This is a genomic window from Paenibacillus sp. Leaf72 (genome assembly GCF_001422685.1).
Taxonomy (GTDB): domain Bacteria; phylum Bacillota; class Bacilli; order Paenibacillales; family Paenibacillaceae; genus Pristimantibacillus.
The window spans coordinates 88,656-112,305 of the sequence record NZ_LMLV01000030.1 but is presented as its reverse complement, the minus strand read 5'-3'; the positions used below and the strand labels follow the sequence as shown (position 1 = coordinate 112,305).

Annotated in this window: 21 protein-coding genes; 5 read left to right on the top strand and 16 right to left on the bottom strand. The window is 51.8% G+C overall.

Going from position 1 to position 23,650, the window contains the following annotated elements:
* Positions 1 to 186: 186 nt before the first annotated feature.
* On the bottom strand, positions 187 to 2,352 hold the full coding sequence (locus ASF12_RS21760) for a DNA topoisomerase III (protein ID WP_056039427.1): 2,166 nt from the start codon (positions 2,350 to 2,352) through the stop codon (positions 187 to 189).
* A gap of 97 nt (positions 2,353 to 2,449) precedes the next feature.
* Entirely contained in the window at positions 2,450 to 2,770 is a 321-nt protein-coding gene (locus ASF12_RS21755; RefSeq protein WP_056040103.1) for a YnfA family protein, read from the bottom strand.
* A 153-nt stretch (positions 2,771 to 2,923) separates the two neighbouring features.
* Between ASF12_RS21755 and ASF12_RS21750 the strand changes: the two genes are divergently transcribed.
* Positions 2,924 to 4,075 (top strand): metallophosphoesterase, encoded by a 1,152-nt coding sequence (locus ASF12_RS21750; protein ID WP_327204935.1) that lies wholly within the window; start codon positions 2,924 to 2,926, stop codon positions 4,073 to 4,075.
* 183 nt (positions 4,076 to 4,258) lie between these two features.
* Here ASF12_RS21750 and ASF12_RS21745 read toward each other — a convergent pair whose 3' ends face one another.
* The 4 genes from ASF12_RS21745 to ASF12_RS21730 all read right to left on the bottom strand — a co-directional run bounded on the left by ASF12_RS21745 (position 4,259) and on the right by ASF12_RS21730 (position 7,610).
* Positions 4,259 to 4,807, bottom strand: coding sequence for a hypothetical protein (locus ASF12_RS21745; RefSeq protein WP_056039425.1), 549 nt, complete (start codon positions 4,805 to 4,807; stop codon positions 4,259 to 4,261).
* A 25-nt stretch (positions 4,808 to 4,832) separates the two neighbouring features.
* A complete protein-coding gene (locus ASF12_RS21740; RefSeq protein ID WP_056039422.1) occupies positions 4,833 to 5,651 on the bottom strand; it encodes a substrate-binding periplasmic protein in 819 nt (272 codons plus the stop codon).
* 37 nt (positions 5,652 to 5,688) lie between these two features.
* On the bottom strand, positions 5,689 to 6,552 hold the full coding sequence (locus tag ASF12_RS21735) for an SDR family oxidoreductase (protein ID WP_235533244.1): 864 nt from the start codon (positions 6,550 to 6,552) through the stop codon (positions 5,689 to 5,691).
* A gap of 254 nt (positions 6,553 to 6,806) precedes the next feature.
* Positions 6,807 to 7,610 (bottom strand): alpha/beta hydrolase, encoded by an 804-nt coding sequence (locus tag ASF12_RS21730; RefSeq protein WP_056039418.1) that lies wholly within the window; start codon positions 7,608 to 7,610, stop codon positions 6,807 to 6,809.
* A 226-nt stretch (positions 7,611 to 7,836) separates the two neighbouring features.
* Between ASF12_RS21730 and ASF12_RS21725 the strand changes: the two genes are divergently transcribed.
* A complete protein-coding gene (locus tag ASF12_RS21725) occupies positions 7,837 to 9,033 on the top strand; it encodes a copper amine oxidase N-terminal domain-containing protein (RefSeq protein ID WP_056039415.1) in 1,197 nt (398 codons plus the stop codon).
* Between the two features lie 125 nt (positions 9,034 to 9,158).
* Here the strand turns inward: ASF12_RS21725 and ASF12_RS21720 are convergent, their stop codons facing one another.
* The 7 genes from ASF12_RS21720 to ASF12_RS21690 all read right to left on the bottom strand — a co-directional run bounded on the left by ASF12_RS21720 (position 9,159) and on the right by ASF12_RS21690 (position 17,468).
* The gene (locus ASF12_RS21720) at positions 9,159 to 10,631 is read right to left on the bottom strand and encodes a gluconokinase (protein ID WP_056039412.1); all 1,473 of its coding nucleotides are present in this window, start codon (positions 10,629 to 10,631) and stop codon (positions 9,159 to 9,161) included.
* A gap of 111 nt (positions 10,632 to 10,742) precedes the next feature.
* The gene (locus ASF12_RS21715) at positions 10,743 to 11,507 is read right to left on the bottom strand and encodes an ABC transporter permease (RefSeq protein WP_056039409.1); all 765 of its coding nucleotides are present in this window, start codon (positions 11,505 to 11,507) and stop codon (positions 10,743 to 10,745) included.
* A 38-nt stretch (positions 11,508 to 11,545) separates the two neighbouring features.
* On the bottom strand, positions 11,546 to 12,316 hold the full coding sequence (locus ASF12_RS21710; RefSeq protein ID WP_056039406.1) for an ABC transporter ATP-binding protein: 771 nt from the start codon (positions 12,314 to 12,316) through the stop codon (positions 11,546 to 11,548).
* Positions 12,313 to 13,662 carry an LLM class flavin-dependent oxidoreductase gene (locus tag ASF12_RS21705; protein ID WP_056039403.1) on the bottom strand — a complete coding sequence of 450 codons (1,350 nt, stop codon included), beginning with the start codon at positions 13,660 to 13,662 and terminating at the stop codon, positions 12,313 to 12,315. Before ASF12_RS21705 ends, ASF12_RS21710 begins: the two co-directional genes overlap by 4 nt.
* 6 nt (positions 13,663 to 13,668) lie before the next feature.
* Positions 13,669 to 15,012 (bottom strand): LLM class flavin-dependent oxidoreductase, encoded by a 1,344-nt coding sequence (locus tag ASF12_RS21700; RefSeq protein WP_056040097.1) that lies wholly within the window; start codon positions 15,010 to 15,012, stop codon positions 13,669 to 13,671.
* Between the two features lie 23 nt (positions 15,013 to 15,035).
* Positions 15,036 to 16,145, bottom strand: a complete 1,110-nt coding sequence (locus ASF12_RS21695) for an aliphatic sulfonate ABC transporter substrate-binding protein (protein WP_056039399.1) — start codon at positions 16,143 to 16,145, stop codon at positions 15,036 to 15,038.
* Between the two features lie 102 nt (positions 16,146 to 16,247).
* Complete coding sequence (locus ASF12_RS21690) at positions 16,248 to 17,468, bottom strand: aminotransferase-like domain-containing protein (RefSeq protein ID WP_056039396.1); 1,221 nt, start codon at positions 17,466 to 17,468, stop codon at positions 16,248 to 16,250.
* Between the two features lie 220 nt (positions 17,469 to 17,688).
* On the opposite strand from ASF12_RS21690, the gene ASF12_RS21685 reads away from it, so the two are divergent.
* Complete coding sequence (locus ASF12_RS21685; RefSeq protein WP_056039393.1) at positions 17,689 to 18,579, top strand: LysR family transcriptional regulator; 891 nt, start codon at positions 17,689 to 17,691, stop codon at positions 18,577 to 18,579.
* 134 nt (positions 18,580 to 18,713) lie between these two features.
* Here ASF12_RS21685 and fabF read toward each other — a convergent pair whose 3' ends face one another.
* A complete protein-coding gene (gene fabF / locus ASF12_RS21680; protein WP_056040094.1) occupies positions 18,714 to 19,958 on the bottom strand; it encodes a beta-ketoacyl-ACP synthase II in 1,245 nt (414 codons plus the stop codon).
* A gap of 149 nt (positions 19,959 to 20,107) precedes the next feature.
* On the opposite strand from fabF, the gene ASF12_RS21675 reads away from it, so the two are divergent.
* Together ASF12_RS21675 and ASF12_RS21670 are read left to right on the top strand one after the other, a co-directional pair.
* Entirely contained in the window at positions 20,108 to 20,959 is an 852-nt protein-coding gene (locus ASF12_RS21675) for a helix-turn-helix transcriptional regulator (protein WP_056039390.1), read from the top strand.
* 44 nt (positions 20,960 to 21,003) lie between these two features.
* On the top strand, positions 21,004 to 22,071 hold the full coding sequence (locus tag ASF12_RS21670) for an outer membrane protein assembly factor BamB family protein (protein WP_056039387.1): 1,068 nt from the start codon (positions 21,004 to 21,006) through the stop codon (positions 22,069 to 22,071).
* A 57-nt stretch (positions 22,072 to 22,128) separates the two neighbouring features.
* Here ASF12_RS21670 and ASF12_RS21665 read toward each other — a convergent pair whose 3' ends face one another.
* Both ASF12_RS21665 and ASF12_RS21660 read right to left on the bottom strand, forming a co-directional pair.
* Complete coding sequence (locus ASF12_RS21665) at positions 22,129 to 22,617, bottom strand: hypothetical protein (protein WP_056039382.1); 489 nt, start codon at positions 22,615 to 22,617, stop codon at positions 22,129 to 22,131.
* Between the two features lie 579 nt (positions 22,618 to 23,196).
* Positions 23,197 to 23,628 carry an immunity 22 family protein gene (locus tag ASF12_RS21660; protein ID WP_235533243.1) on the bottom strand — a complete coding sequence of 144 codons (432 nt, stop codon included), beginning with the start codon at positions 23,626 to 23,628 and terminating at the stop codon, positions 23,197 to 23,199.
* Positions 23,629 to 23,650 lie beyond the last annotated feature (22 nt).

Here is a 23,650-nt window from a genome sequence, read left to right as displayed (position 1 = left end):
CGAAAACGATTATATTCCCTATGCCCCTATAACGCTAAAGCCAACGATAACACTAGTCAAGCCTATTTATAAGAAAAAAGCTTCCAGCCTGCTTTTTTATCGCAGGCCGAAGCTTTTTGGGGTTATCCCCATACTTATTTGCTGGCTATCTTGTTTATTAGCTTGCTCGCTAACTTGCTTGATTCCTTACTTGTCGTCTTCCTGCTTGCTCATAGCTGCCTTGAGGGCATCCGCCAAGCTGTTCGAGAGCGACACATTATCGCTGAATTGATTGATCAGTTTTTTCTCCTGATGCTTATTAATCCGGCCGCCCTGTTTATCGCCCAGCATTTCAATGACGTTGCATGGTCGGCACTGTGCGTATTTTCCGGCTTTGCCGTCATGAATTTCCATCTTCTTGCGGCATTGCGGGCAGCGCTTGTTCGACAGCGCCGGCTCAGCCGAGCGGCGATAGCCGCATTCCCGATCTGGACATACAAGCGACTTGCCGCGCTTGCCCTTCACTTCCATCAAGTGCTTGCTGCATTCCGGGCAGCGCGAATGCGTCAGATTATGAGGCTTGTATTCCTTTGTCTCATTTTTCACCTCTGCCACCCATTTGCTCGCCTGCTCGCGAATGCCCGCCATAAATTTTGCTGGATTGCCCTTGCCAAGCGCAATCCGCTCCAGCTCCCGCTCCCACTCAGCCGTCAGCTCCGGCCGGCGAAGTTCCTCGACGACAATTTCGATCAGCTGCCTGCCTTTTCCCGTTGGCGACAGCTGATTGCCCCGACGCTCAATCGTGTCGGTTCCGAGCAGCTTCTCAATAATATCCGCGCGCGTCGCTGGCGTGCCCAAGCTATGCTTCTCCATTCGGCCAAGCAGCGATGCTTCCGTATATCTTGCAGGCGGCAGCGTCCGCAATTCCTTGAAGCGGGCTTGCTTAATCGGCAGCGTCTGCCCCATGCTCATGGCCGGCAGCAGCTGCTCCGGCTGGCGATCCGCCTCGCTGCGTGCTTTATCGTCGTCTTCATCGTCATCGTCGCTAAAGCTTCCGCTGCCAGCTCCGCTGTAAAGCTCTTTCCAGCCGCTTTCCTTCTGCACCCGGCCTTTGGCGTACAGCTTATCGCTGCCAACCGCCAGCGTAACGCTCGTCTCATCATAGCGGTACGCTGGCGAGAACAAGGCTAGAAAACGGCGGACGATCAGATCATACAGCTTGCGCTCCTCCGCGCTTAACGCAGACAAATTAACGTATTGCTCCGTTGGAATAATCGCATGGTGATCGCTCACCTTGCTGTCATCAACGAATCGCTTCGTCACAGTTAGCGGGCCGCGCAGCAGCTTGCGGGCAAAAGGCGCATAAGGGCCGACCGCCACGCTTTCCAGCCTGCTTTTGAACGTCGGCACGATGTCGCTCGATAGATAGCGCGAGTCGGTACGCGGATAAGTGACGATTTTATGCTGCTCATACAGCTTCTGCAGCACAACCGACGTCTGCTTCGCCGAGAAGCCCAGCCGCTTGTTCGCGTCGCGCTGCAGCTCCGTCAAGTCATAGGCGCCCGGATGCGGCTCCGACTTTTCGACTGTACGCAGCTTGTCGACCTTCGCGCCCTTTCCCTGCAAGCGGGCGACGACCGCTCCTGCTTCATCACGGCCCCATACACGTCCATCATGGCCATCCTGCTCGCGCCATACCGCCTGGAAAGTGCCCATATCGGCAGATACCGTCCAAAACGGCTGGGACTGGAACTGCTCAATTTCCTTCTCCCGGTCCATCAGCGCAGCGAGCGTCGGCGTCTGCACGCGTCCTGCCGCCAGCTGTGCATTGTATTTGGTCGTCAAGGCACGAGTGACATTCAGTCCAATTAGCCAGTCTGCCTCGGCGCGGCATACCGCGGATGCATACAAATGGTTATATTCCGCTCCCGGCTTCAGCCTGCTAAAGCCATCCTTGATCGCTTTATCCGTCTGCGACGAAATCCAGAGCCGTTTAAACGGCTTGCGCCAATGCACCAGCTCCATAATCCAGCGGGCAACCAGCTCGCCCTCACGCCCGGCATCCGTTGCGATAATAAGCTCGCTAATATCAGAACGCTTGCACAGCTGCGCAACCGCCTTGAACTGATGCGACGTTTCCTTCATCACCTTCAAGTTCATTTTAGGAGGCAGCAGCGGCAAATCCTCCAAATTCCAGGAGCGGTATTTCGGATCATATTCCTCCGGCTCTGCGAGGGTAACCAGATGGCCAAGTGCCCAGGTTACCACATATTTCGGGCCTTCTATGTAGCTTTTATTTTTGTTCGTACAGCCGAGCACACGGGCAATTTCCTTTGCCACGCTTGGCTTTTCCGCGAGCACTAATGATTTCATCTCTTCCATTCGCCCCATTCGTCCAGCTTGTAAAGCTATATTATCCTTACAAATGCTAATGTTGTCAAAAATAGTTCAAGCATGACGCCTAAGCAAGCTATCCCCGCGGCGCCCACAAAATAATCGATACGCCGACCAGACATACGGCAGCGCCAATCCAATCGTAAAGATCAGGCGTCCGCTTGTCTACGAGCCACCCCCAAAGCACCGCCATTGCGACAAACACGCCGCCATATGCCGCATACACTCTGCCAAAGGTCGGAAACGATTGCAGCGTAGGCAAAATCCCGTACAGCACCAAGATCACACTGCCCAATATGCCGTACCAATAAGGCTTTCCTTCGCGCAGCCAAAGCCACACCAAATAGCCGCCGCCGATTTCTGCAAGCCCAGCAGCAATAAACAATAAAATTTGCATAATTAAAGGCAACGCTAAAGCCCCCCTTTTTCCCTCTAGTCTATGACTCTATTTTACCTGACAATTGCCATTATGCTATAGTATTGTCACCATGAAGGATAATAGATGCTCTGACTTAATCTCATGCACAATGATAATGACTGGGGAGTGCAAATGTTGAAACCGCGTTTGATCGGTACAATCGCTTTAGTATTATTTATTTTTGTGGCTATTAACGCTTATATTGGCTGGAATGGATGGCTTTATTTATCGGCCTTGACTTCTCTGGACAATCCTCTGCCCTATGCCATCGCTGTCGCCATTATTTCTATCTCTTATATCATTGGAAGACTTCTTCAGCCTGTAGCACCACTGCGCAAAATAGGGCGTGTGTTCAAGCTCATCGGCTCCTACTGGCTCGCGGTAATGGAATATGCGGTGCTGCTGCTTCCTCCAGCAAATCTGATTTATTGGCTGCTGACAAAGCTCGGTATCTCTACCTCTGCGGCTCTGCTTGCAGTAGGCAGCGTAGTCGCCGTTATCATGTTGGCCATTTTGCTGCGCGGGAGCTGGAATGCGTGGTCGCCGGTCGTGCGCACTTATTCCATTACGATTGCCAAGCCAGCGGGACCACGCACATCGCTGCGTATCGGCATGGCCTCTGACATCCACCTCGGCACCATCGTCGGCAAACGCCATTTGGCGCGGCTTGCGAAGGCTATGGAGCATATGAAGCCCGATTTGATTTTGCTGCCTGGCGACGTCATCGATGATGATATTGCCCCCTATTTGGATGAAAATATGTCCGAGGTCATGAAGCGTCTGCGTGCGCCGCTCGGCGTCTACGCTGTGCTTGGCAATCATGAATATTATGGCGGACACATTGCCCGTTTCATTGCGGAGATGGATGCTGTCGGCATACGCGTCCTGCTGGACGAGAGCGTGAAAATTGACGACGGCTTTTACATCATTGGCCGCAAGGACTTAACCGCGAAGCGATCAGACCCGGAAGGCCGTCAATCCGTGAAGGAGCTCGTCGCAGCGCTTGACACTACCCTGCCGCTCATCATGATGGATCATCAGCCCTCCGATCTGGAGCAGGCTTCGCTGCAGGGCATTGATCTTTCCTTGTCCGGCCATACCCACCGCGGTCAAATGATGCCGAACCACTTGTTCACAAGACGGCTGTTCGAGCTGGACTGGGGCTTTTTGAAAAAAGGACAGCTGCATGCCATCGTATCCTCCGGCTTCGGCACTTGGGGACCGCCGCTTCGCATCGGCAGCCGCGCCGAAATTATTCAGCTCAACGTCGAATTCCGTCCATAAGCTGCACACGCTTGCCGCTATACTTTACCTGCTGGATTTTACCTGCTGGATTGCTGCTGACTTTAGCAAAAAAACAAAAAGACTGGCGATGACCTTATCGGGTGCCTTCTTGCACAGCCCGATGCGTCGCCAGTCTTTTTTATGCCCCTGCGTTTATTGATTACACGTTTATTGATCATTTGTTTATTGGTTGTTCGTCCGAACCTGTTGAAAGGTGCGCCCCACCCAGCCAAAAATAACCTGTGTTTTAATGATTAGCAGTAATCCTAGCCCCAGCTTCACTATGCATTCCATTATGACAGCCCAGTTGGAATAAAGAAACGGCTGCGTTACTGTATAGCTCGTTTCATTAACTTGCAGAAGCTGAATGATCGTTGACGCGAGCGTAGGCAAGGTTAGCACAATAAGGATGACGCCTGTAAGCGACAACGCAAGCTTGTAAAGCTCGCCGCTGGCGAATCGAGTAGCTGGAAGCGCCTCTGCGGCGTCTTCTACTTGGCCTTGCATAATACGCAATACGAGGCCTTCTGCCTTCGACCATAGAAAAACGCTTGCCGCCACATAAACGAGGCCTGGCAGTACCAGAGACAAATACGCCCACGCCGATACATGAGCATCGCTGCCGCTCAGCATAATAGGCGCTACTACATCCATCAGCCTTCCAATGCCTGCTACCAAAAAATAAATCGCCAACACGCGAATAGCTGTAAAAGCAAATTGCGGTTGTTTCATGTGTGTTCCTCCTTTGTTTTTCCCATTATTGCAGCCATTTGCTGTACAGCACATCCGCATCGCCATTTTCCTGCAGCCTGTGTATGACCTGATTGACGACCTGAAGCAGCTCGGTCTGCCCTTTGACGACAGCTATCCCGAAGCCTTCTTGGGTAAATGCGCCGCCTACCAGCTCCAAGTGTGCCTCGGGATAATGCTGATTGTAGCTGACCTGCTTTAAATAATCGTTAAATACGATATCTACCTCGCCAGAGCGCAAGGCTTCCATACATTCCGCTACCGAAGCATACGATCGTATTTTAATTTCTTTGCCCTGCGCAATAAGCGCTTCTGCTTCCCGTTCGCTGGTCGCCTGCGTTTTTACACCAATCGTCTTGCCAGTCAAATCATTAAGCGAGCGTACCGAATGATCGCTCATCCGCTTGACGATTGCCATGCCGGAATCCAAATATTTATCCGACATATCGACGGTGCGTTCCCGCTCCTCGGTAATATACATACTGGCTATTACCATGTCGGCTTTACCCAGCTGCAAGGCGTTAAGCAGCTCAGCAAAGGGCATTTTTTTCCATTCAATGTCTACGCCAATTTCGTCTGCAATCGCTTGCGCCAAATCCACATCGTACCCTATAAACTCGCCTGTCTCTTCATCCGTATATTCAAACGGGTAATTTTCGGTTGTGGCGATAACCAGCTTGCCCGACTGTTTAATGATTGGCAGCCATTGCAGCATGGCAGGGTTGCTTCTCTCAGGCTTCGGCGCATCCTTCGTACAGCCAGCCAGCATGAGGCTAAACAACGCAAGCAGCGCGATAGCCGACTTGACAGCTGCTTTCTCAAACATTCAAACAACCTCCCACGATAACGCCCCCCAGCTCGCTTTATTTCGCTTGCTTTCTGTGTTCAAGCTGCTGCTCGCTCCATTCCCAAAGCCGCTTGGCAGCCTGCTCATCCATTGCTTTAGCAGACACTTCCTCCCTTTTTTGCTTATAAAAATAGTGCCCGCTTACCGCTCCGCCTTCCTCCGAGCTCGCCAAATACAGCGCCGTCTGCGCCCCCTGCAGCGAAGTTAAGAAAAAAGGCCGCAGCAGCGCATGCATGCTTTTGCCGAATCCCGTCTGGCGGTTAACGCCGAGCGACGTTCCTACCGCTCCTGGATGCAGGCAATTAACCGTCACCTTCGTATGCGCCAGCCGCCTAGCCAGCTCCTTGGTGAACAAAATATTGGCCAGCTTCGATTGGGCATAACCCTTTACTACACTAAAGCCTCGAGTCAGATTTATGTCTTCAAAATGGATTTTCCCCGCTTTATATGCGCCCGAGGATACATTGACTACTCTGCCCTGCGGTGATCGCTCCAGCAGCTCCAATAGCGATGTCGTCAGTAAAAAATGGCCCAGATGATTAACGCCGATCATGCTTTCATAACCATCCTTGGTTAGCTCGCGCTTCAGCGATACAACGCCTGCATTGTTTAGCAGCACATCCAGCCGGTCGTACCGCTGCTTGAAAGCTTCGCAAAAGGCAGCAATGCTCGCAAAATCTCCAAGATCACAGGCCATCAGCTCAATATGCGCAGCACCGCTTGCGGCAAGTGCCTGCTGCCTTGCGGCTTCGCCGCGCTCCAGGCTGCGGCAAGCCATAATAACGTCCGCGCCAGCCTTAGCCAGCTCCGTAGCTGATGCCAATCCCATGCCCGCATTTGCTCCGGTAACAAGTACGATTTTCCCTCTCATTTGCATCATGCTTCTCAGCTCCGCTTCTCTATCTATATCGTCATAAGCCGATTATAAGGGTGACGCTTATAATGGCTTATAATGGCTTATATTTATAAAAAGGCCTCCGGCTTTTCCCGGAGACCCTGTGACTGCTGCTGCACCAAATGCCCAAGCCCATAGCAGCAGGCCAGCAAGCCCTTAGGACCAATCGTCAGATTGAATGAATAATTCGCTCCTGCGCCCTGCTGCTGTACTCATGCTGTTCGCTATTGTAGCTATCGTTACTGAACCTCTAAATCTTCCGTAAAGCCGCGTTTTTTCAGCCAGTTGCCGCAGCATAAGCTCCAAGTATGCGCTTCAGGATGGTCATAGGCAAGGCCGATGCCATGTCCGCCGCTCTCATAAATGTGCATTTCATAAGGAACGCCGCTGCTAGCAAGCGCTGCTGCAAACATTAAGCTGTTCTGGACCGGAACGGCCCCGTCATCTGCGCAATGCCAGAGGAAGGTCGGCGGTGTCTGCTCCGTAACTTGCAGCTCGTTCGACAGCTCCCTGCGTAGCTCCTCAGGCGCATCATCACCAAGCAAATGGACCAAGGAGCCATCGTGACGGAACTCCCCTAGCGAAATAACCGGATAACACAGAACCATCGCATCTGGGCGGCTGCTTGCACGTTCGATCGGATCGGAGCTGCTGCTGTCTCCGGCATCAAAATGCGTGCCGACTGTGGAAGCCAGATGACCGCCAGCCGAGAAGCCGAGTATGCCAATACGCGCGGGATCAATGCCGAACTCAGCTGCCTGGCTTCTGACGATCCGCATGGCGCGCTTCGCGTCACCGAGCGGAATAGGATGCTTATGCGGAGCTACACGGTAATGAAGAACAAATGCATGCAAGCCTAAATCATTTAACCACTTAGCAATTGGCTCTCCTTCATGATCGGCACGATAGCGATAACCGCCGCCTGGAAGCACGATGACTGCTGCTAGTGGCTTACCCGACTTGATAAGATGAGGCACTAAATACGGGCGCTCACCTTCCACATTTTCATAAGCTGATTCTGGCCATAATGCTATTTCCGTCATATGCGAAACCTCCGAATTAACATTTTATGCTAATGATAGCCCTTGCTTCAAAGCCATTATACATGAATTCCACTTGGAGTATGTCAATTCCTTCATCACGTTAGACAACTAAATCGAATTTTATTCAGCCAAAATTGTAACTATTTGTAGTGTGGCTGCGTCTTTAATTTTAGACTAAGCTTAGAAGGCATAGCAATAGCAACGACCTTAAATAGGAGGAATAAGGATGAAACGTTTACGCACTGCTTTTACAGTCATTCCAGCAATCAGCCTCGCAGCTTCGTTAATGGGAGCGCCTCTTGCATCAGCAGCACTTCCAGCAAGCAGCAGCGATTACATAACAGCGGCGGCAGTTGCACCAGCCGCCAAGAAAATAACGCTTAAGGTGAACGGAAACTCCTATGTGACCGAAGCAGCTCCTTTTATATCACAAAACTCGGTGTATATGCCGCTTCGTGAGGTTGGCGAGCTGCTAGGAGCCCTAGTGTCTTGGGACGCAGCCGCCAAAGCCGTCACGATGAGCTACCCGGGACATCTGGTTACGTTGAAGGTCGGGTCCACGGAGGCGATCAACAACGGCAAGCAGATCAAGCTGAACACCCCGCTTCAAGTGATTAAAGGCCATGTCTACGTACCGCTGCGCTTTTTCTCGGAATCCATTGGGGCAAGCGTGACTTGGAAACAGGCCGATAACACAGTAGGGATTAACCAGAAGGTCACTTATCAAACGGGTGGCAGCTTGCAATCCGGCGCAGCATGGCTAGATACGGCAACTGGCAATCTGTATACGGCGCTTGGCAAATCCGATATTCCCCAGCTTGCGGGCAAGCTTAAGCTGGATGCAGACATCGCCGGCTACTGGGGCCTTTCAACTAAAGCAATCGGGACCAGCGGCCTTATGGTATCCATTCTCTTCAACTATGGCGAGCCTAGCGTTCAGTTCCAATCCCACGCCGCTTATATTAAAGATCATAAGCTGGTCAAGCAAGCTGCTGCGAAATACTTCAAGCGCTATGAGCCTAACATCGTCGCCATGAACAACAACCCTTTGCTGACGGACGGCAAAACGTTATCTCTGCTGGACAGCAGCGGAGCCACTTTGGAGGAATATGATCTTCCCAAGCTGGGTGGCAAAGATGAAGTGTATGCCGTGCTAGGCATGGGCCAAGGCTACCTAATTATTCGTCCTAACCAAACAGGGCTGCTTACTTTAGTCGATTTGAAGACGGGCAACGCTACGCTTCTTTATAAACAGTTCTTGTCTGCTGCCGAGCAGGAATATGCGGAAAAGAACGACATTCCTTATTATGGCGATGAGCTTGCTTTCACTGGCGAAACGTCCAAAGGCGTCCTCAGCTTCTCCTATCGCAGCGCCCTCGATGGCAAAAGCTATACCTACAGCTATTCGCTGAATAAAGCGTAAACGGCTAATGCTTATGTTTAAATAATAAAACAAGCCCCGATAGCGATTTATTACCGCTGCCGGGGCTTGTTTTATTGGCGGCTGCCCGCCTATTAAATGGCGCGGCTTAATGATTAGGCTGCCCTTTAGAAAAAGGCTGCCATCGTCTTCGCCAGCTTTTCATAATTCGCATAAATTTCTTTGTAGCGCTTGCTCATCTCCGGGTTCGGCACAACAGGCTTGTCCATTGGAATATGCTGCTTAATTTCCTCATAGGAGCTCGCATAGCCAGTTGCTACTAGTGAAGTCCAAGCGGCGCCCCATGCGGCGCTATGATGGTTTTCCGAAACGTATATTTCGGCGTCGAAAATATCCGCCATCATTTGCAGCCAGAGCGGCGAGCGGGACAGCCCGCCGTTCACATACATTTTTTGCGGCGCGCCCGCCAGCTTCTCCAGCGCCTTGCCAATTTGATACAGGTTGAACGTTACACCCTCAAGCACCGCGCGAATTAAGTGTGCCCGCTCATGGGTCATCGTTAAGCCGTAGAAATTGCCCTTCGCCCGCTGATTCCACAGCGGTGCCCGTTCGCCGTTCAAATACGGCAGGAAAAGCAGGCCGTCCGCGCCGGGAGCAATCTTTTCAGCCTCAGCCAGAAAAGCCTCGTAGCCGCCCTCATAATTCAGCGTGTCCTTCAGCCATTGCAGCGCAATGCCGCCATTGTTCGTCGGGCCGCCGACGATATACGTGTCCTTCGTAAAAGAGTAGCAGAACGTCTCGCGGCTATCGCTCACCTTCGCCTGATGCGTGAGCTGGCGGATTGCCCCGCTCGTCCCAACAGATACGGCAACCTCGCCGGGAAGAATCGCGCCAATGCCGAGGTTCGACAGCTGCCCATCCGCAGATCCAATCGCGAACGGCAAGTCCCTTGAGACGCCCATTTGCGCAGCAATATCCGCATTCAGCCCCGAGAGAATTTCCGTTGGCGGCACGATTTCGGACAGCTGTGCTGCTGAAATGCCCGTTAACGCCAGCAGCTCTGGCTCCCAGTCCAGCTTCGCTGGATTGAATAAGCCGGTTGCCGAAGCCATCGCATAATCGATTTTGCGTTGTCCGAACCAACAGTAAAGCAAATATTCCTTAATCGACATAAAATAGCTCGCTTGCTCATAAGGCTCATAGTTATTTTCTTTCATCCACAGCAGCTTCATGAGCGGCGTCATCGGGTGAATCGGCGTTCCCGTCGCCTTGTACACCTGCTCCCCGCTTGCTTCCAGCAGCGCTTCCGCCTGGCCCGCGCTTCTTCCATCCGCCCAAATAATCGCCGGAGAAGTCGGATTGCCAGCTGCGTCAAGCGTCAGAATCGCATGCATCGCCGCCGAAAAACCGAGCGCCAGCAGCTCGCCTTCCTCTACCTTCGCCTTCTCAATCGCTTCTCTAATAGCGAGCACGGCCGAGCGCTCGATTTCCACCGGGCTTTGCTCCGCCCAGCCCTGCTGCGGGTAGTAGAACGTATTCATTTTCTCCACATCTGCGACCAAATGGCCGTTTCGATCAAAAATACAAGCTTTCACGCTGGTTGTCCCCAGATCAAGCCCGATTACCAGCTCTCTTCCCATCTCTCATCGTCCTTTTCGTCTCCAGCTCCGAAGGGCCGTATTTTCCGCTTGCTATCGTTTTATTATAACTGATTTGCGGGACGAATGAGCGGTATGGGTTGTTTTTTTGCATTATCCCCGGTAGTTATCCTGCCACTTCAGCAGTCTGCGCTCCAGCAATCGTACGGCTGAGTCGGCCAGCTTGCCAACAGCGGCAAACACGAAAATGCCAACGAACACGGCGCCTGTCCGCACATACGATCTGGCATCCTGAATCAGATAGCCGACGCCGCTGTCGGCTCCCATTAATTCAGCTACAACGAGGCACAGCCATGCTATGCTGAGCGATAGGCGAAGGCCCAGCAACACGTTGGGCAAGGCGGCGGGGAGCATCAGCTTCGTCACCTGCTTGTAACGGCTAAACTCAAGCACGCGCGCTACGTCGAACAGCTTTTTATCGACACCCCTGACACCGAGAAAGGTGTTCACATACAGCGGGAAAAACGCACCCATTGCAATCAACAGCACCTTGGACAGCTCGCCAAAACCAAACCACAAAATGAACAAAGGAGTAATTGAGAGCAAAGGCACGGTCCGCAGCATCTGTACGGTAGGATCAACCAATTCCTCGACTTTTACATACATGCCAACCAATAAGCCAATAAGCAGCCCCAAGCTCCCGCCCAGTAAAAAGCCGAGCGCGGCGCGCACGACGCTAATGCGGATATGATAGTACAATTCCCCTGAAAGGAGCATCGCGAACAGATCCCCAAAAATGGAGCTTGGTGCTGGAAAAAGCTTAGGGTCTGCCGCTCCCGACCAAGACGCCCACTGCCATAGAAGCAGCACGCAGACCGGGATAACAGCCCCTTTCCACCATTTTCCTGATTGTTTCATATTATCTCCTTCATGTTGGTATCACGATGCCTCTAGCTTTAAATGACCCAGTTTTCCTCTGGCTCCTCCTGCTTCTCCAGCACTCGCATGACTTGAGAACGCAGCTCTTGAAAGCCTTGGCTATGCCGCGTGCGCGGATAGGGCAAATCATTGCGAACAATCTGCTTGATTCGCCCTGGCCGAGCATCCATAACTACGATTCTTTCGGATAAAAAAACCGCTTCGTCGATATCATGAGTGACGAGCAGCATCGTCGCCCGATTATTGCGCCAAATGTCCAGTAGTGCTTCCTGCATATGCGTGCGGGTGAAGGCGTCGAGCGCGCCGAAGGGCTCATCCAGCAGCAGCACCTGCGGGCTTTGCATAAGTGCCCTTGCAATAGCGACCCGCTGGGACATCCCGCCAGACAGCTCCTTCGGATACGCCTTCTCAAACCCTTCCAAACGCACCAGCTTAATCATCGCATCCACCTGCCCGCGAACCTCTTTATTTCTTAGCGATTGATTAGCAGCAATATTCCGCTCCACCGTAAGCCACGGGAAAAGGCGATGCTCTTGAAAAATAAACCCTTTGTCGCGGCTGGGCTTGCCTGTATCGACCCCACCAAGCAGCACGGAACCCTCGTAATCGGCATCGAGTCCGGCGATAATTTTGAGCAATGTGCTTTTGCCGCAGCCGCTCGGCCCGATGATGGTAACAAATTCGCCGGGACTCAGACTCAAATGAATGTCAGCGAGCACATGATTCTGCTTTTCCGCCCTGAAGGTTTTGTCCACCGCAATCAATTCCAGCTTGCCGCTGCCGCTCATGCGTCCACGCCGCTTTCTTGCCGGGCATAGCGGCTGGCAGGACGACGCAGCCCCAAGTTTTCGCGCAAGGTGCCGCCTTCATATTCCGTGCGAAACAAGCCGCGCCGCTGAAGCACCGGAATAATCTTTTCTACAAAACTATCCAGTCCGCCAGGCATGTAGGGCGGCATAATGTTAAAGCCATCTGCCGCCTCCTCGCGCAGCCATACTTCCATCTGGTCCGCAATTTGTTCGGGCGTTCCAATCACGGTAAGATGACCCCTTGCCGAAGCAAACCGCAAATAGACTTCCCTCACCGTCAAGCCTTCTCTTCTAGCCGTCTCCATCACCAGCTGAAAACGGCTGCGAGTGCCGCCAGCCTCCTGCAGCTCTGGGAACGGTTCGTCGTCGCCATAGCCCGAAAGATCAATATTATCGAATACGCCGCCTAGCAAGGCAGTACCGATTTTGCGGTCCACCAGCTGTTGAAGCTGCTGGTAGTTCGCTTCGGCTTCTTCCTGTGTGTCCCCTATAATAGGGAACAAGCCGGGCATTATTTTAATGTCATCACGGGAGCGGCCGTTTGCTTCCGCGAGTTCTTTTACTTGCTTATAAAATTTCTTTGCGCTGTCCAACTGATTTTGCACCGTGAATACGACATCGGCATTTTTTGCCGCGAATTGCTGCCCAGTCCCGGATGATCCCGCCTGAATAATGACCGGACGCCCTTGCACGGGACGGGCTACGTTCAGCGGCCCCTGTACGGAGAAAAATGTCCCTTGATGGTTCAGCACATGTACTTTATCCAAGTCAAAATACTCGCCGCTCTCCTTATCCGCCTGCACCGCATCCTCATCCCAGCTATCCCATAAACCGGACGCCACCTGGAAAAATTCATCCGCCCGCTCATAACGAAGCTCATGATCAAGAATTTCATCCTGGCCAAAATTGTGGGCTTCGTCATTCAGCGCCGACGTTACGACGTTCCAGGCCGCCCTGCCATCGCTAATATGATCAAGGGATGCGAATTTGCGCGCAGCATGATAGGGCTCATTAAAGGTAGTCGAGAAGGTAGCCGCGAGGCCGATATGCTCCGTTACAGCAGCCAGATTCGACAGCAGCGTCAGCGGCTCCAGCTTGCCATAGCGGTCGGTCAAGGCCGATTTGTATGGCAGCGGAACGGCGAGATCATCGGCCAGAAACATCAGATCAAACTTCCCTCGCTCTGCCGTCTTGGCAAGCTGTTGATAATAGCGAACGTTGTGGCTTTGGAGCGTAGCCGTCTCAGGATGCCTCCATGCAGCGGCGTGATGCCCCGTGCTTTGAATAAACAAGCCCAGCTTTAATTGTTTTGGCGTATCGCTCATTTTCAGCTATCCCTCCTTCGCCGTATTGACGGTTGCTGCGAACTGGCTGATTGGACGGCGGAGCCCCAGGTGGTCCCGCAGCGTATTTCCCGCGTATTCGGTGCGGAACAAGCCTCTGCGCTGCAGGACGGGAACGACCTGATCGACAAATTCTCCCATGCCCCCCGGCAGTAGCGGCGGCATAATATTGAAGCCGTCGCAGGCTGCGCTGCGGAACCAATCCTCCATGACATCGGCAATTTGCTCCGGCGTGCCTCGCACCTTCATATGTCCACGGGCTACGGCAAAATGCAAGCCAAGCTCGCGAATCGTCTGCTTCGTTCTCCGCGCCGTCTCCACGATGATTTTCGCCCGGCTAGTATTGCCCTCAAGCGGGATATCCGGCAGCTGCTCATCAATGGAATAGCCCGATAAATCCACATTCAGCATTCGTGATAAATACGTGACGCCTGCGGATGGCAATATCAGCTCGTAAAACTCCTCTTCCTTCGCCTTTGCCTCGGCTTCGGTCGCACCTACAAAATACATCAGGCCGGGCAATATTTTCACATCGCTTGCCTCTCTCCCGAATTCGGGAAGCAGCCCCTTCACATGCTTATAGAAGCGGATCGATTCTTCTTTATCCTCGCATGCTGTAAACACAACATCCGCCCCGCTTGCTGCGAACCGTGATCCAGCAGGGGAAGTCCCTGCCTGAATAATGACCGGGCGTCCCTGCGGAGACCTTGGAATATTAAGCGGCCCCAGCACCGAGAAGGACTCGCCGCGGTGCTCCAGCAGATGCACCTTCTCCTTGTCAGCAAACAAGCCTGCTTTCTTGTCCCATAGAAGGGCGTCATCCTCCCAGCTATCCCATAGCGCATTCGTTACATCTAAAAATTCCCGCGCTCTATCATACCTGCTGCCATGCTCCGGCAGCCTCTCCATGCTGTAATTCAGCGCGTCTCCCTCCTTGGTCGAGGTGACCACATTCCAGGCGGCGCGCCCTTTGCTGAGATGATCCAGCGTCGAAAACCGACGTGCGACATTGTAAGGATCATTGAATGTCGTAGATACGGTTGCCGCAATGCCGATTTTATCCGTGATCGCAGCGAGCGCGCCAAGCACGGCAGTCGCTTCCGGGTAGACGAAGCGGGCGCTCGATTCCGCATCGCTCAGCGGGATTGATCCGGAATCCGCCAGAAACAGCATATCCAGCTTGCCGCGTTCCGCGCTTGCCGCCAATTCCTTGTAAAAATCCATACTAATGATTTCATTCGTATCCGTACCCGGATGGCGCCAGGCCGCAAAATGATGGCCAAAAGTAAACACAAAGGCGCCCAGGTTCATTTGTTCGTTCAATTGCTTCATGTCATTGCCACTTCCATCCTGCATTATTTATTCACTGCTGCCTTTATATCTGCCAATGTTTTCGTAATGAAGGTGTTATCAATAACTTTGGACACATCAACCTTCGTTTTAATTTCACCCAGTTCGAACATGAGGTCGGCCGTTTCCTGCTGAAATTTCGTCGCTTCCTCCGAAATCGGAAGATTTGTCGGCTCAGAGCTTGGATTCGCCATGGATGCCCGAATTGTATCCTCGCTCACATTTTTGATTTTGGCGTTCAGGGCAACCGCCTCGTCCAAATTCGCTTTTTGCCAGTCAATTGATTTCTGGTAGGCTTTGAGAAAAGCCTCTACAAGCTCAGGATATTGGTCCGCGAATTCTGTTCGAGAAATGACATAGCCCGGGGTAAACAAGCCGATTGTGGACGACTCGGCTACGATTCGGGATGACCCGCTGCTCGTTTCCTGGCTCCGGTACGGTTCAAAAATAACCCAAGCGTCAACTTGTCCGCCTTGGTACGCCGCCTGTGCGTCGCTAGGCTGAAGGTTGACCAGCTTGACATCATCTGGCGAAATGCCTTCTTTCTTGAGCGCATGCTGGAGCAAGCCCCATGAGCTGCTTCCTTTCGCAACAGCGATCGTTTTACCCTTCAAATCTTTAATGGATTGAATGCCGCTTGCCTGCGGAACAAGAATCGCATCAGGCGCTCCGCTGCTGCCTTCGGCAATGGACTTGAAGGCAATGTCGGCCGCTTGAGCTGTAATTGTGCCAATATAGCCTGTACGGACGATATCCAGTCTGCCCGCCGCCAATGCCTCATTGTATTGCGACGCACTTGCAAGCGTCTGAAACTCGACGGTTGCGCCGTATTTGCCGATCTCTTCCGCGAACCAGCCCTTTTCCTTGCCTACGATCATGGGGCCGACCTGGCTGCCCTCAAGGTGGACGACAACGCCTTTGTATTTATCTGCATCTTGCTCCGTCGCAGCAGATGATGAAGTCGGCTCCGCACTTGCAGGTGCAGCGGCTACCTCTGCCGAAGCCGCAGCATTCGTACCCGCCGCTTCCTGCTGCTGGCTGCCGCATGCCGCTAGCAGCAGCACCATAGCTGCAAAAATTAAATAGCTCATTCTAGTTGTCCATTTTGCTTTCATTTATAATTCCTCCTGATTTGCTGGCTGAAACGCCGCCTTTGGATGTAGTAAATTCTGTGTCAAAACTTATACTTTGTATGCTTTTTAAATTTTTCAAGCTTTTCAAACGGTTTGAGCTGCCTGATCGTCCCGATAATCCTGATACGCTTCAGCTAACCGGATAATGCCGAGCTCAAGCACCTCCCCCTCGCAGTAGCTGAACGATAATCTGGCGTAGCGCTTACCGTCCTCCGGCGATAAATAAAACTGCCGACCATCAATGAAGCTGACTCCGCGCTCAGTGGCATACGTTACAAGCTCCCCGGTGTCCACCTCTTCCTTAAACCGAAGCCAGACGAAAAATCCGCCTTCGGGAACCGCATATTCCACCACTCCATTTAAATGCTTGTCCAGTGCAGCAAGCATGCTGTCACGCTGCTCCCGGTATCGGGCAATGAGCTGCTCGATATGCGTCTCAAGCGAATAGCCGCTTAGTAAATTTCCGATAATCTGCTGGGTAAATGCGCTGGCCCGGCTTCCATGAAAGAAGGAGCCCAGCTTGCCTGCGGTATCCTGCGACGCGATCGCCCAGCCCAACCTTATGCTTGGAGCAATCGTCTTTGAGAATGTGCCCAAGTAAATCGTTCTTTGCGGGGCAAAGCTATAAATAGCTGGCAAATAGACAGCTCCAAAATTCAGCTCCGAGTAAGCATCATCTTCCAGAATGAAAAAATTATAGGCCAACGCCAGCTCGGCAAGGCGCTTGCGGCGGGAAAGGGATAAGCTGATTCCGCCCGGATTATGATAATTCGGAATGCAGTACAGCAGCTTCGGAAGCGGCAAATTTGCACGGGCCGACTGCTCAAGCGCTTCCTCCACCAAATCGACTCTGAGGCCCTGCTCATCAATGGGGAACGAGGTAAGCACCGCCTCGCTGGAGCGAAACGTATTCAGAGCACCGAAGAAGGTTGGGGCCTCTACCCAGACGTGATCCCCCGGCTCCAAAATAGCCCGGCAAGCAAAATCGATCGCCTGCCCTGAGCCGTAGGTGACGAGCACCTCCTGCGGAGCGGCATGGATTCCCCGCAAGACGGATCGCTCGGCAATCCATTGTCGAACGACAGCCGGGCCATCCGCTCCCGAATATTGCAGGGCAGCGTGGCCCTGCGTTTGTATGGCATCAGATGCCGCCTGCTGGAGCGCATCATAGGGAAATGAGGCCGATGCTGGAGAGCCGTAGGATAACGGAACGACATCGGTGCGATTGGACGCTTGCGCCGCCCCCATCGGCGCCTGCTGCGGCACTCTTTTGGCAAAACGGAAAGGAGCAAGTTTGTCTCCCATAACTATTTTTCACAACCTCTCTAATGAATGTCATGCTGCTGAATGGCTGCCAGTCTTGCGTTTTCCTGTTAACAGTCTTAAGCCTTATCGTAATTTTGTAATTTCCGATTGGATTGCAAGGATTTATTAATTGAAATGTTACACATTCCTAATTACAATGTAAAATATATAAAAACAATGTTTCCATAACCCGAGCTTATGACAGAAGAGGTGATCTAATATGCGTATTGAACAATTGAGATATTTAGTCGAGGTAGCGCATAGCGGTTCCATTACTCTGGCTGCGGAGAAGCTTCACTTGTCGCAGCCCAACATCAGCAACTCGATAGCCGCCTTGGAAAATGAGATCGGCCTGGCGATTTTTACCCGCACCCGCTCGGGAACCCGCCCGACTGCTGTGGGCAATAACCTGATTCAGATGGCTGAGGATATTTTGTCGCGCTGGGATAACTTCACAGAGACGGCCAAGCTGAACAGCTCGCTTCTGAACGAACGGCTTGTCATCGGGGCGACCTTCGGGGCTTGCACCAGCTTTTTGCCCAAGCTGCTCACCCATTACTCGGAGAAATATCCGCTTGTTGAGCTGGAAATTACAGAAAGCCATCCGAGCGAAATAGAAGAACGGCTGTTGAGCGGAGATTGGGATGTGGGACTTATTGGAACGCCGGAGGAAATGTCCTTTAAAAATCTGGTCGCCGAAAAGTTTTTAACATGCAAAATTATGGCATGCGTTGGGGGCAAGTCGCCTTTGGCCTACAAAGAGAGCCTTTCCATGGAGGAAATTGGGAAGCATTCGATTATCAGCACCTCGGAGCGTATGAAGGAGGAGCTTCAGGCGTATGGCACGAGCCGGGAAATTTTTCATTCCAAGCATTCCGAGGTTTCTAAACGGGTCATCAGCGAGGGACTCGGCATCGGCTTTTATTTGGATATTTCCTTGAAAAATGACCCTTACGTCATGACCGGGCATATCGTTCCGATCCCGCTTCAGGTCGAGCATCCCGTCGATTTTTACTGGCTGCATGCCAAAAAGAAGCAATCGCTCGCTTGCGAAGCTTTTATTAAAGAGCTGAATGTGCTTATCCCCCAATTTATGCGGATGAATGCTTGAAGAAATAAAGAGCCCCCAATGAGCAGCAGGCGATTCAGCCGCTGCTCATTGGGGGAACAAAAAAATCATATAGAAGCTCAGCTTGACCTTGCGCTACAGCTGTTCATTTAGAATATTTCTCCTAGTGTTTATGGTTACTCCTCAAATTTGCGCATCGCAATGACCGCATTATGGCCGCCAAAGCCGAAGGAGTTCGTGAGGCCGACCTTTATATTTGCACGGCGCGCTTCGTTCGCTACGATGTCTAAATCTCCGCAGGCCGGGTCCGCCTGCTCGTAGTTGATCGTCGGCGTAATGACGCCTTCCTGCAAGCCTTTGGCGAGGGCAATCGCCTGGGCGCCTCCCGATGCCCCGAGCATATGCCCCAGCATCGACTTCGTCGCCGTGACAGCTGGCGGCTGCTTGCCATCGGCTGCAAACAAGCGGCGAATCGCCGAAGCCTCCGAGCGATCGCCAACATCAGTACTAGTGGCATGCGCGCTAATCACATCCACATCCGCAGGTGCTAGTCCCGCTTCCTGCAGCGCAAGCTTCATTGCCCGGTAGGCCCCATCTCCATCAGGCGGGGTCGCTACGATATGATAAGCATCCGAGGTCGCTCCATAGCCTACTACCTCTGCATAAATGCGTGCTCCTCTGCTTTGCGCATGCTCAAGCGATTCCAGCACCATAATGCCCGCTCCCTCCGACATCACAAAGCCATCCCGGCCGCTGTCAAAAGGACGGCTTGCCCGCTCCGGCTCTTCGTTGCGAGTTGAAATCGCGGTCGCATTGCCGAAGCCTGCAACCGCAATATCCGTTACGGCTGCCTCTGAGCCTCCGGCAAACACAACGTCCGCCCAGCCGCCGCGAATGAGGCGGAACGCCTCGCCAATGGCGGTATTGCCCACAGAGCAGGCAGTTACTGGCGCAAGCGTCGGGCCGAGCGAGCCAAGCCTAATGCTGATTTGCGCAGCTGCCATATTGGCAATCATCATTGGCACGAGCAGCGGACTGACCCGGCCTGGCCCGCGCTGGCGCAGCTGCCCTTCGTTATCCTGCAGCGTTTGCAGGCCGCCAATGCCAGAGCCGACATATACCGCCAGCCGCTCACGGTCCAACTGCTCCAGCTGCAAGCCCGAATCGGCAAGCGCCTCTTCCGCTGCCGCGAGGCCAAACTGGGTGAAGCGGTCCATTTTACGGGCTTCTTTTTTCCCAAACAACTCCTCCGGATTAAAATCCCGCACCAGACCGGCGAAATGCGTCTTATGGTTCGATGCATCGAATGTATCGATAGGGCCAATGCCCGATTTTCCCGCAAGCATTCCTTGCCAAAACGTCTCTACTCCTATTCCTAATGGCGATACGACACCAAGCCCCGTCACAACGACTCTACTCATCATTTGTTCCCCGCTTTCCAATAATAAACTGCTTATCACGATTGATTGTATTATGGCAAACGAATTATCCTATTACAAGTTGTCGTTTATCCTAGTATTGGCTATACTACAATAATAAATAACAGCGTAATGGGAAGGGTTTGAGAGTTTTGTCCGATCGTATTCGGCTAGAAGCGCTTGCGTCTTTTCTGAAGGCGAAGCGCGCTGGAATTAAGCCGCAGGCAGTGGGCTTGCCGGCTGGCATTCGCCGTCGCACGCCGGGACTGCGCAGGGAGGAAGTGGCGCAGCTCGCGAACGTCAGCGCAACCTGGTACACGTGGCTGGAGCAGGGGCGGAACATTCATGTATCCACCCAAGTGCTGGAGTCGATTGCAAGCGCGCTGCTGCTGACAGCGGATGAACGCGACTATATTTTTGGGCTGGCGTTTGGCCATCATGCGGGGACGGGCGGAGGCGGCTTGAAGCTGGAAGAGGAGGAGCTTAAGCTTAGCCCTTCGTTGCAGCGGATCTTAACGGAGCTTCGCTATTGTCCAACGATTATTTCCGATCGGCATTGCCATATTGTCGGCTGGAACGAGGCTGCGGCGCATGTATTTGTCGATTTCAAATCGATTCCCTATGCCGAGCGGAACCTGATTCGCCTCCTGTTTACCCGCAAGGAGCTGCGCAGTCTGGCCGTCAATTGGGAAACGTTCGTGGAAGGCTACCTTGCGATCTTCCGCACCTATTACGGCCAATATATGGGCGATGAATGGTATGACCATTTTATCGAGGAAATGTCGCGGCTCCATCCTGAATTTGAAGCATTATGGCAGCGCAGCCAGGTCAGCCGCTCACCGGAGGTCACGATCGAATTCCGCCACTCCAAAACGAGCAAAATGCTGTTCGCGCTGACGTCCTTCCAAGTGCTCGGCAGCGTAGACCTGCGCTGCACCGTCTATACCCCGTTGGAAGGATCAGGGACGGAGGAGAAGCTGCGGCGATTATTGGGTACTTCATAATATCCCCTTATTTTCGATGGATAGGAAAGGACTGATCGTGGAGCATGAACGTATTTCAGATTTCGCTAGTTGGAGATAACGATGACTTTTGTGAGCCGTCTTATTTTACGGTAGATGGAGACATCATTTATGTCGCTTTGAACAAAAATAAGCCGCAAGCGCCCCAAGTGCTTGCTGGCGAGCTTGCCGCTGTTAATAGGCTGACTGGTGAAATCGTCTGGCGTTATACGCTGCCGAATTATGGAGGATTATGTGATGAAATCAACGCAGCCCCTCTTCTGTTTGAAAATAGGATCATAATCGCTTCCCGCTACAGCTGGAGCTCGCTTGATCGGGATACCGGCGCCGAACTTTGGTCCAAAGCTTTTAAAGAGCTTAATAGCAATAACCTGTCTTTAATCAACGGTACGCTTTTCTGCTGCCGCGGCACGGAAATCCAAACCGTTGACCCGTTGACTGGCAAAACGCTGTCTAAACGAAAACATCGGGTTAAATGGCTGGACTCTGCTATTCAAAAGCATCAAGGCAGATACTTCGCAGCTACCGGAAGCTCCAAAATCATTGAGATCGTCCCAAACCAATGGGACATCGCCCATGAATTCAAGTATGCGGGCGGCTGGGCGATCGCTGCAGCTCCGCATTTTCACGGGCAGCTGATGGTTTCCAGCAGCTATGCGGGCGAGATTATCGCTTTCAATTTGGAGAGCAATGAGCCCGAATGGAAAATGAAGAAAAAGGCCGGTTCGCGGCCGCAGCAAGCTTTTTTCGCAGGACAAGCGTTGTTCTACGACGGAAATACGGATCATAGGCTCCAGCTTGTGGAGCTATCTCCGAAGAAAAAGCTTTGGTCCAGACAGCTGACCCGCATGCAGGCTTGCCATATTCGCAGTGAAGCCGAATTTCTTGTCGTATGCCAAACGGCTGATCGAACCTTTAACCTAGGGCGCTTTGACATGCTGACCGGCGAGCTTATCTGCTACGTCACCTCGTTTGCCGAGGGCGACTGGAGCCTGTATCCGTATGATCTCTGGAGCGGCGTTGCCATTTATGAGGATGAACGCTGTATCGTTACGAATTTCAGACCGAATGAGCTCATTGTCATCAACAAATAGCCAGCTTGCTATAATCCACTAAAATAATAAATTGCCAAAACACTAAAATACTAAATTCTAAAATACTAATAACTGGCCTTCTGGCCATTTTCCTTTCCAGCCGCATGGGATATGACCTGATTGATATACTTTTAACAGTTGCGTATAAAATCCAGGCTTGATATAAGGGCTATAGGCATGCTCCATCATAGCTGCAAGCAGGTCCCACTCCACACTTTCATATACCGATTCGTTTAGATGATTATTTTTGGCGTACAAGGAGATATCATTCAAGACTCCATTTTTCAAAAGCTTTTTGGCTTCAATTGTTATGCTATTCCACTGTCTATAGGCGTCAAGATGTTCCTTATGCAGAGCTACGGTTAGACCGTTTCTAATTTCTAATTTGAAGTTATCCCATCTAGAGTTGAGGCTTTTCTCTGCCTCTCTCCAGTTATTTAGACAAGAATACTCATAATGGAGGGTAAAATCCGCCCCTTCCCCACACTTGCTAAACCAAGCTATTTCAGCTATTTGTTCATCGTAGAATTCTTTTACTGTTTTCATAAATTCTCCTTTGAATTCGATTTTATTGTTTTAGGGTGTGTATGCAAAGCGGAGACGGTCTGCTGCTGGTTGCTTAGCGCTTATTCGAGGCCAATCTCATCTGACGATTCATGGCTAAAGGGATCGCAGCCTGCATTTGTTACTGAGATCATTGGGGCGGTGTCTATGGCTGGGGCTAACACCACGCAGTTCGGGAGGCTGCCTGCTCTTTTGGAGGACTGAGGTTCCGCTATTCTGGCTTTTAACCCAATTTTAGGACGTAAGCGGACAGGAAATCCGCTATTGCCCTCAATTCCCCTTCAAAATGGCTTACGGCAGCGTATTAGCGGCCCCTGTGTCCGCAGCCTGTGCCTTTACCCTTGATTCGGTTGAAATAGCTGCTGCTGTGTCCGCCAAATTTTTCTTAGTGCAGGGAGAGGCACCTTGAAACGAAGGGCATAAAACTGCCTTTCGTTACGTAGAAAGTTAACATTAATGAGGGATAACATTCCTGGTAGTAGCCGGAATACAATTGTAGCTGGCTTCGATCAGAATCTGGCTCGCTTACAGTTTCCTACACGCCTTAGTACATTAGGTGTCTCACTCGTAAATAACAGAACCCATAAATTCAATTTTTTCGCCATGAAGAATTGCTTCTTCTACAGCCCCTTCATACTCGACATCATATAATCTAATAACTACATTACATTCCTCTGATAACTCGTCCCCATAAAAATCAACCAGCTCATTTGTCATGCTCTCTGAATATGATGCATTTTTCAATAATTCTGCAATGGAAGTTGTGGGGAGGTTAAGATAAGTAAACTCTACTAAATCTTCGTTGTAATCTATAAAATCTAAATGGAAATCAATCATAAACTTCGATTTCATTCTGTCACCTTGTTCGTCAAACTTTATTGCTAAATAGTGTCTCATTTCATCTTCACTATCACATTTTCCAAACCATAGTGATACTGTTCCTGGACTATCTATTATTAAAACCTCCTGAAATTCATTTTGATCGGGAAGCATTTAAAATCATTATATAGTCATA

Coding starts and splice junctions, on each gene's coding strand:
- ASF12_RS21670 (WP_056039387.1), top strand. CDS start 21,004: ATGAACGTATTTCAGATTTCGCTAGTTGGAGATAACGATGACTTTTGT.
- ASF12_RS21710 (WP_056039406.1), bottom strand. CDS start 12,316: ATGAGCGGCAGCGGCAAGCTGGAATTGATTGCGGTGGACAAAACCTTC.
- ASF12_RS21745 (WP_056039425.1), bottom strand. CDS start 4,807: ATGAAACAACCGCAATTTGCTTTTACAGCTATTCGCGTGTTGGCGATT.
- ASF12_RS21660 (WP_235533243.1), bottom strand. CDS start 23,628: ATGCTTCCCGATCAAAATGAATTTCAGGAGGTTTTAATAATAGATAGT.
- ASF12_RS21740 (WP_056039422.1), bottom strand. CDS start 5,651: ATGTTTGAGAAAGCAGCTGTCAAGTCGGCTATCGCGCTGCTTGCGTTG.
- fabF (WP_056040094.1), bottom strand. CDS start 19,958: ATGAGTAGAGTCGTTGTGACGGGGCTTGGTGTCGTATCGCCATTAGGA.
- ASF12_RS21690 (WP_056039396.1), bottom strand. CDS start 17,468: ATGGGAGACAAACTTGCTCCTTTCCGTTTTGCCAAAAGAGTGCCGCAG.
- ASF12_RS21700 (WP_056040097.1), bottom strand. CDS start 15,012: ATGAAGCAATTGAACGAACAAATGAACCTGGGCGCCTTTGTGTTTACT.
- ASF12_RS21695 (WP_056039399.1), bottom strand. CDS start 16,145: ATGAAAGCAAAATGGACAACTAGAATGAGCTATTTAATTTTTGCAGCT.
- ASF12_RS21720 (WP_056039412.1), bottom strand. CDS start 10,631: ATGGGAAGAGAGCTGGTAATCGGGCTTGATCTGGGGACAACCAGCGTG.
- ASF12_RS21755 (WP_056040103.1), bottom strand. CDS start 2,770: ATGCAAATTTTATTGTTTATTGCTGCTGGGCTTGCAGAAATCGGCGGC.
- ASF12_RS21725 (WP_056039415.1), top strand. CDS start 7,837: ATGAAACGTTTACGCACTGCTTTTACAGTCATTCCAGCAATCAGCCTC.
- ASF12_RS21715 (WP_056039409.1), bottom strand. CDS start 11,507: ATGAAACAATCAGGAAAATGGTGGAAAGGGGCTGTTATCCCGGTCTGC.
- ASF12_RS21705 (WP_056039403.1), bottom strand. CDS start 13,662: ATGAGCGATACGCCAAAACAATTAAAGCTGGGCTTGTTTATTCAAAGC.
- ASF12_RS21760 (WP_056039427.1), bottom strand. CDS start 2,352: ATGAAATCATTAGTGCTCGCGGAAAAGCCAAGCGTGGCAAAGGAAATT.
- ASF12_RS21665 (WP_056039382.1), bottom strand. CDS start 22,617: ATGAAAACAGTAAAAGAATTCTACGATGAACAAATAGCTGAAATAGCT.
- ASF12_RS21685 (WP_056039393.1), top strand. CDS start 17,689: ATGCGTATTGAACAATTGAGATATTTAGTCGAGGTAGCGCATAGCGGT.
- ASF12_RS21750 (WP_327204935.1), top strand. CDS start 2,924: ATGTTGAAACCGCGTTTGATCGGTACAATCGCTTTAGTATTATTTATT.
- ASF12_RS21735 (WP_235533244.1), bottom strand. CDS start 6,552: ATGATGCAAATGAGAGGGAAAATCGTACTTGTTACCGGAGCAAATGCG.
- ASF12_RS21730 (WP_056039418.1), bottom strand. CDS start 7,610: ATGACGGAAATAGCATTATGGCCAGAATCAGCTTATGAAAATGTGGAA.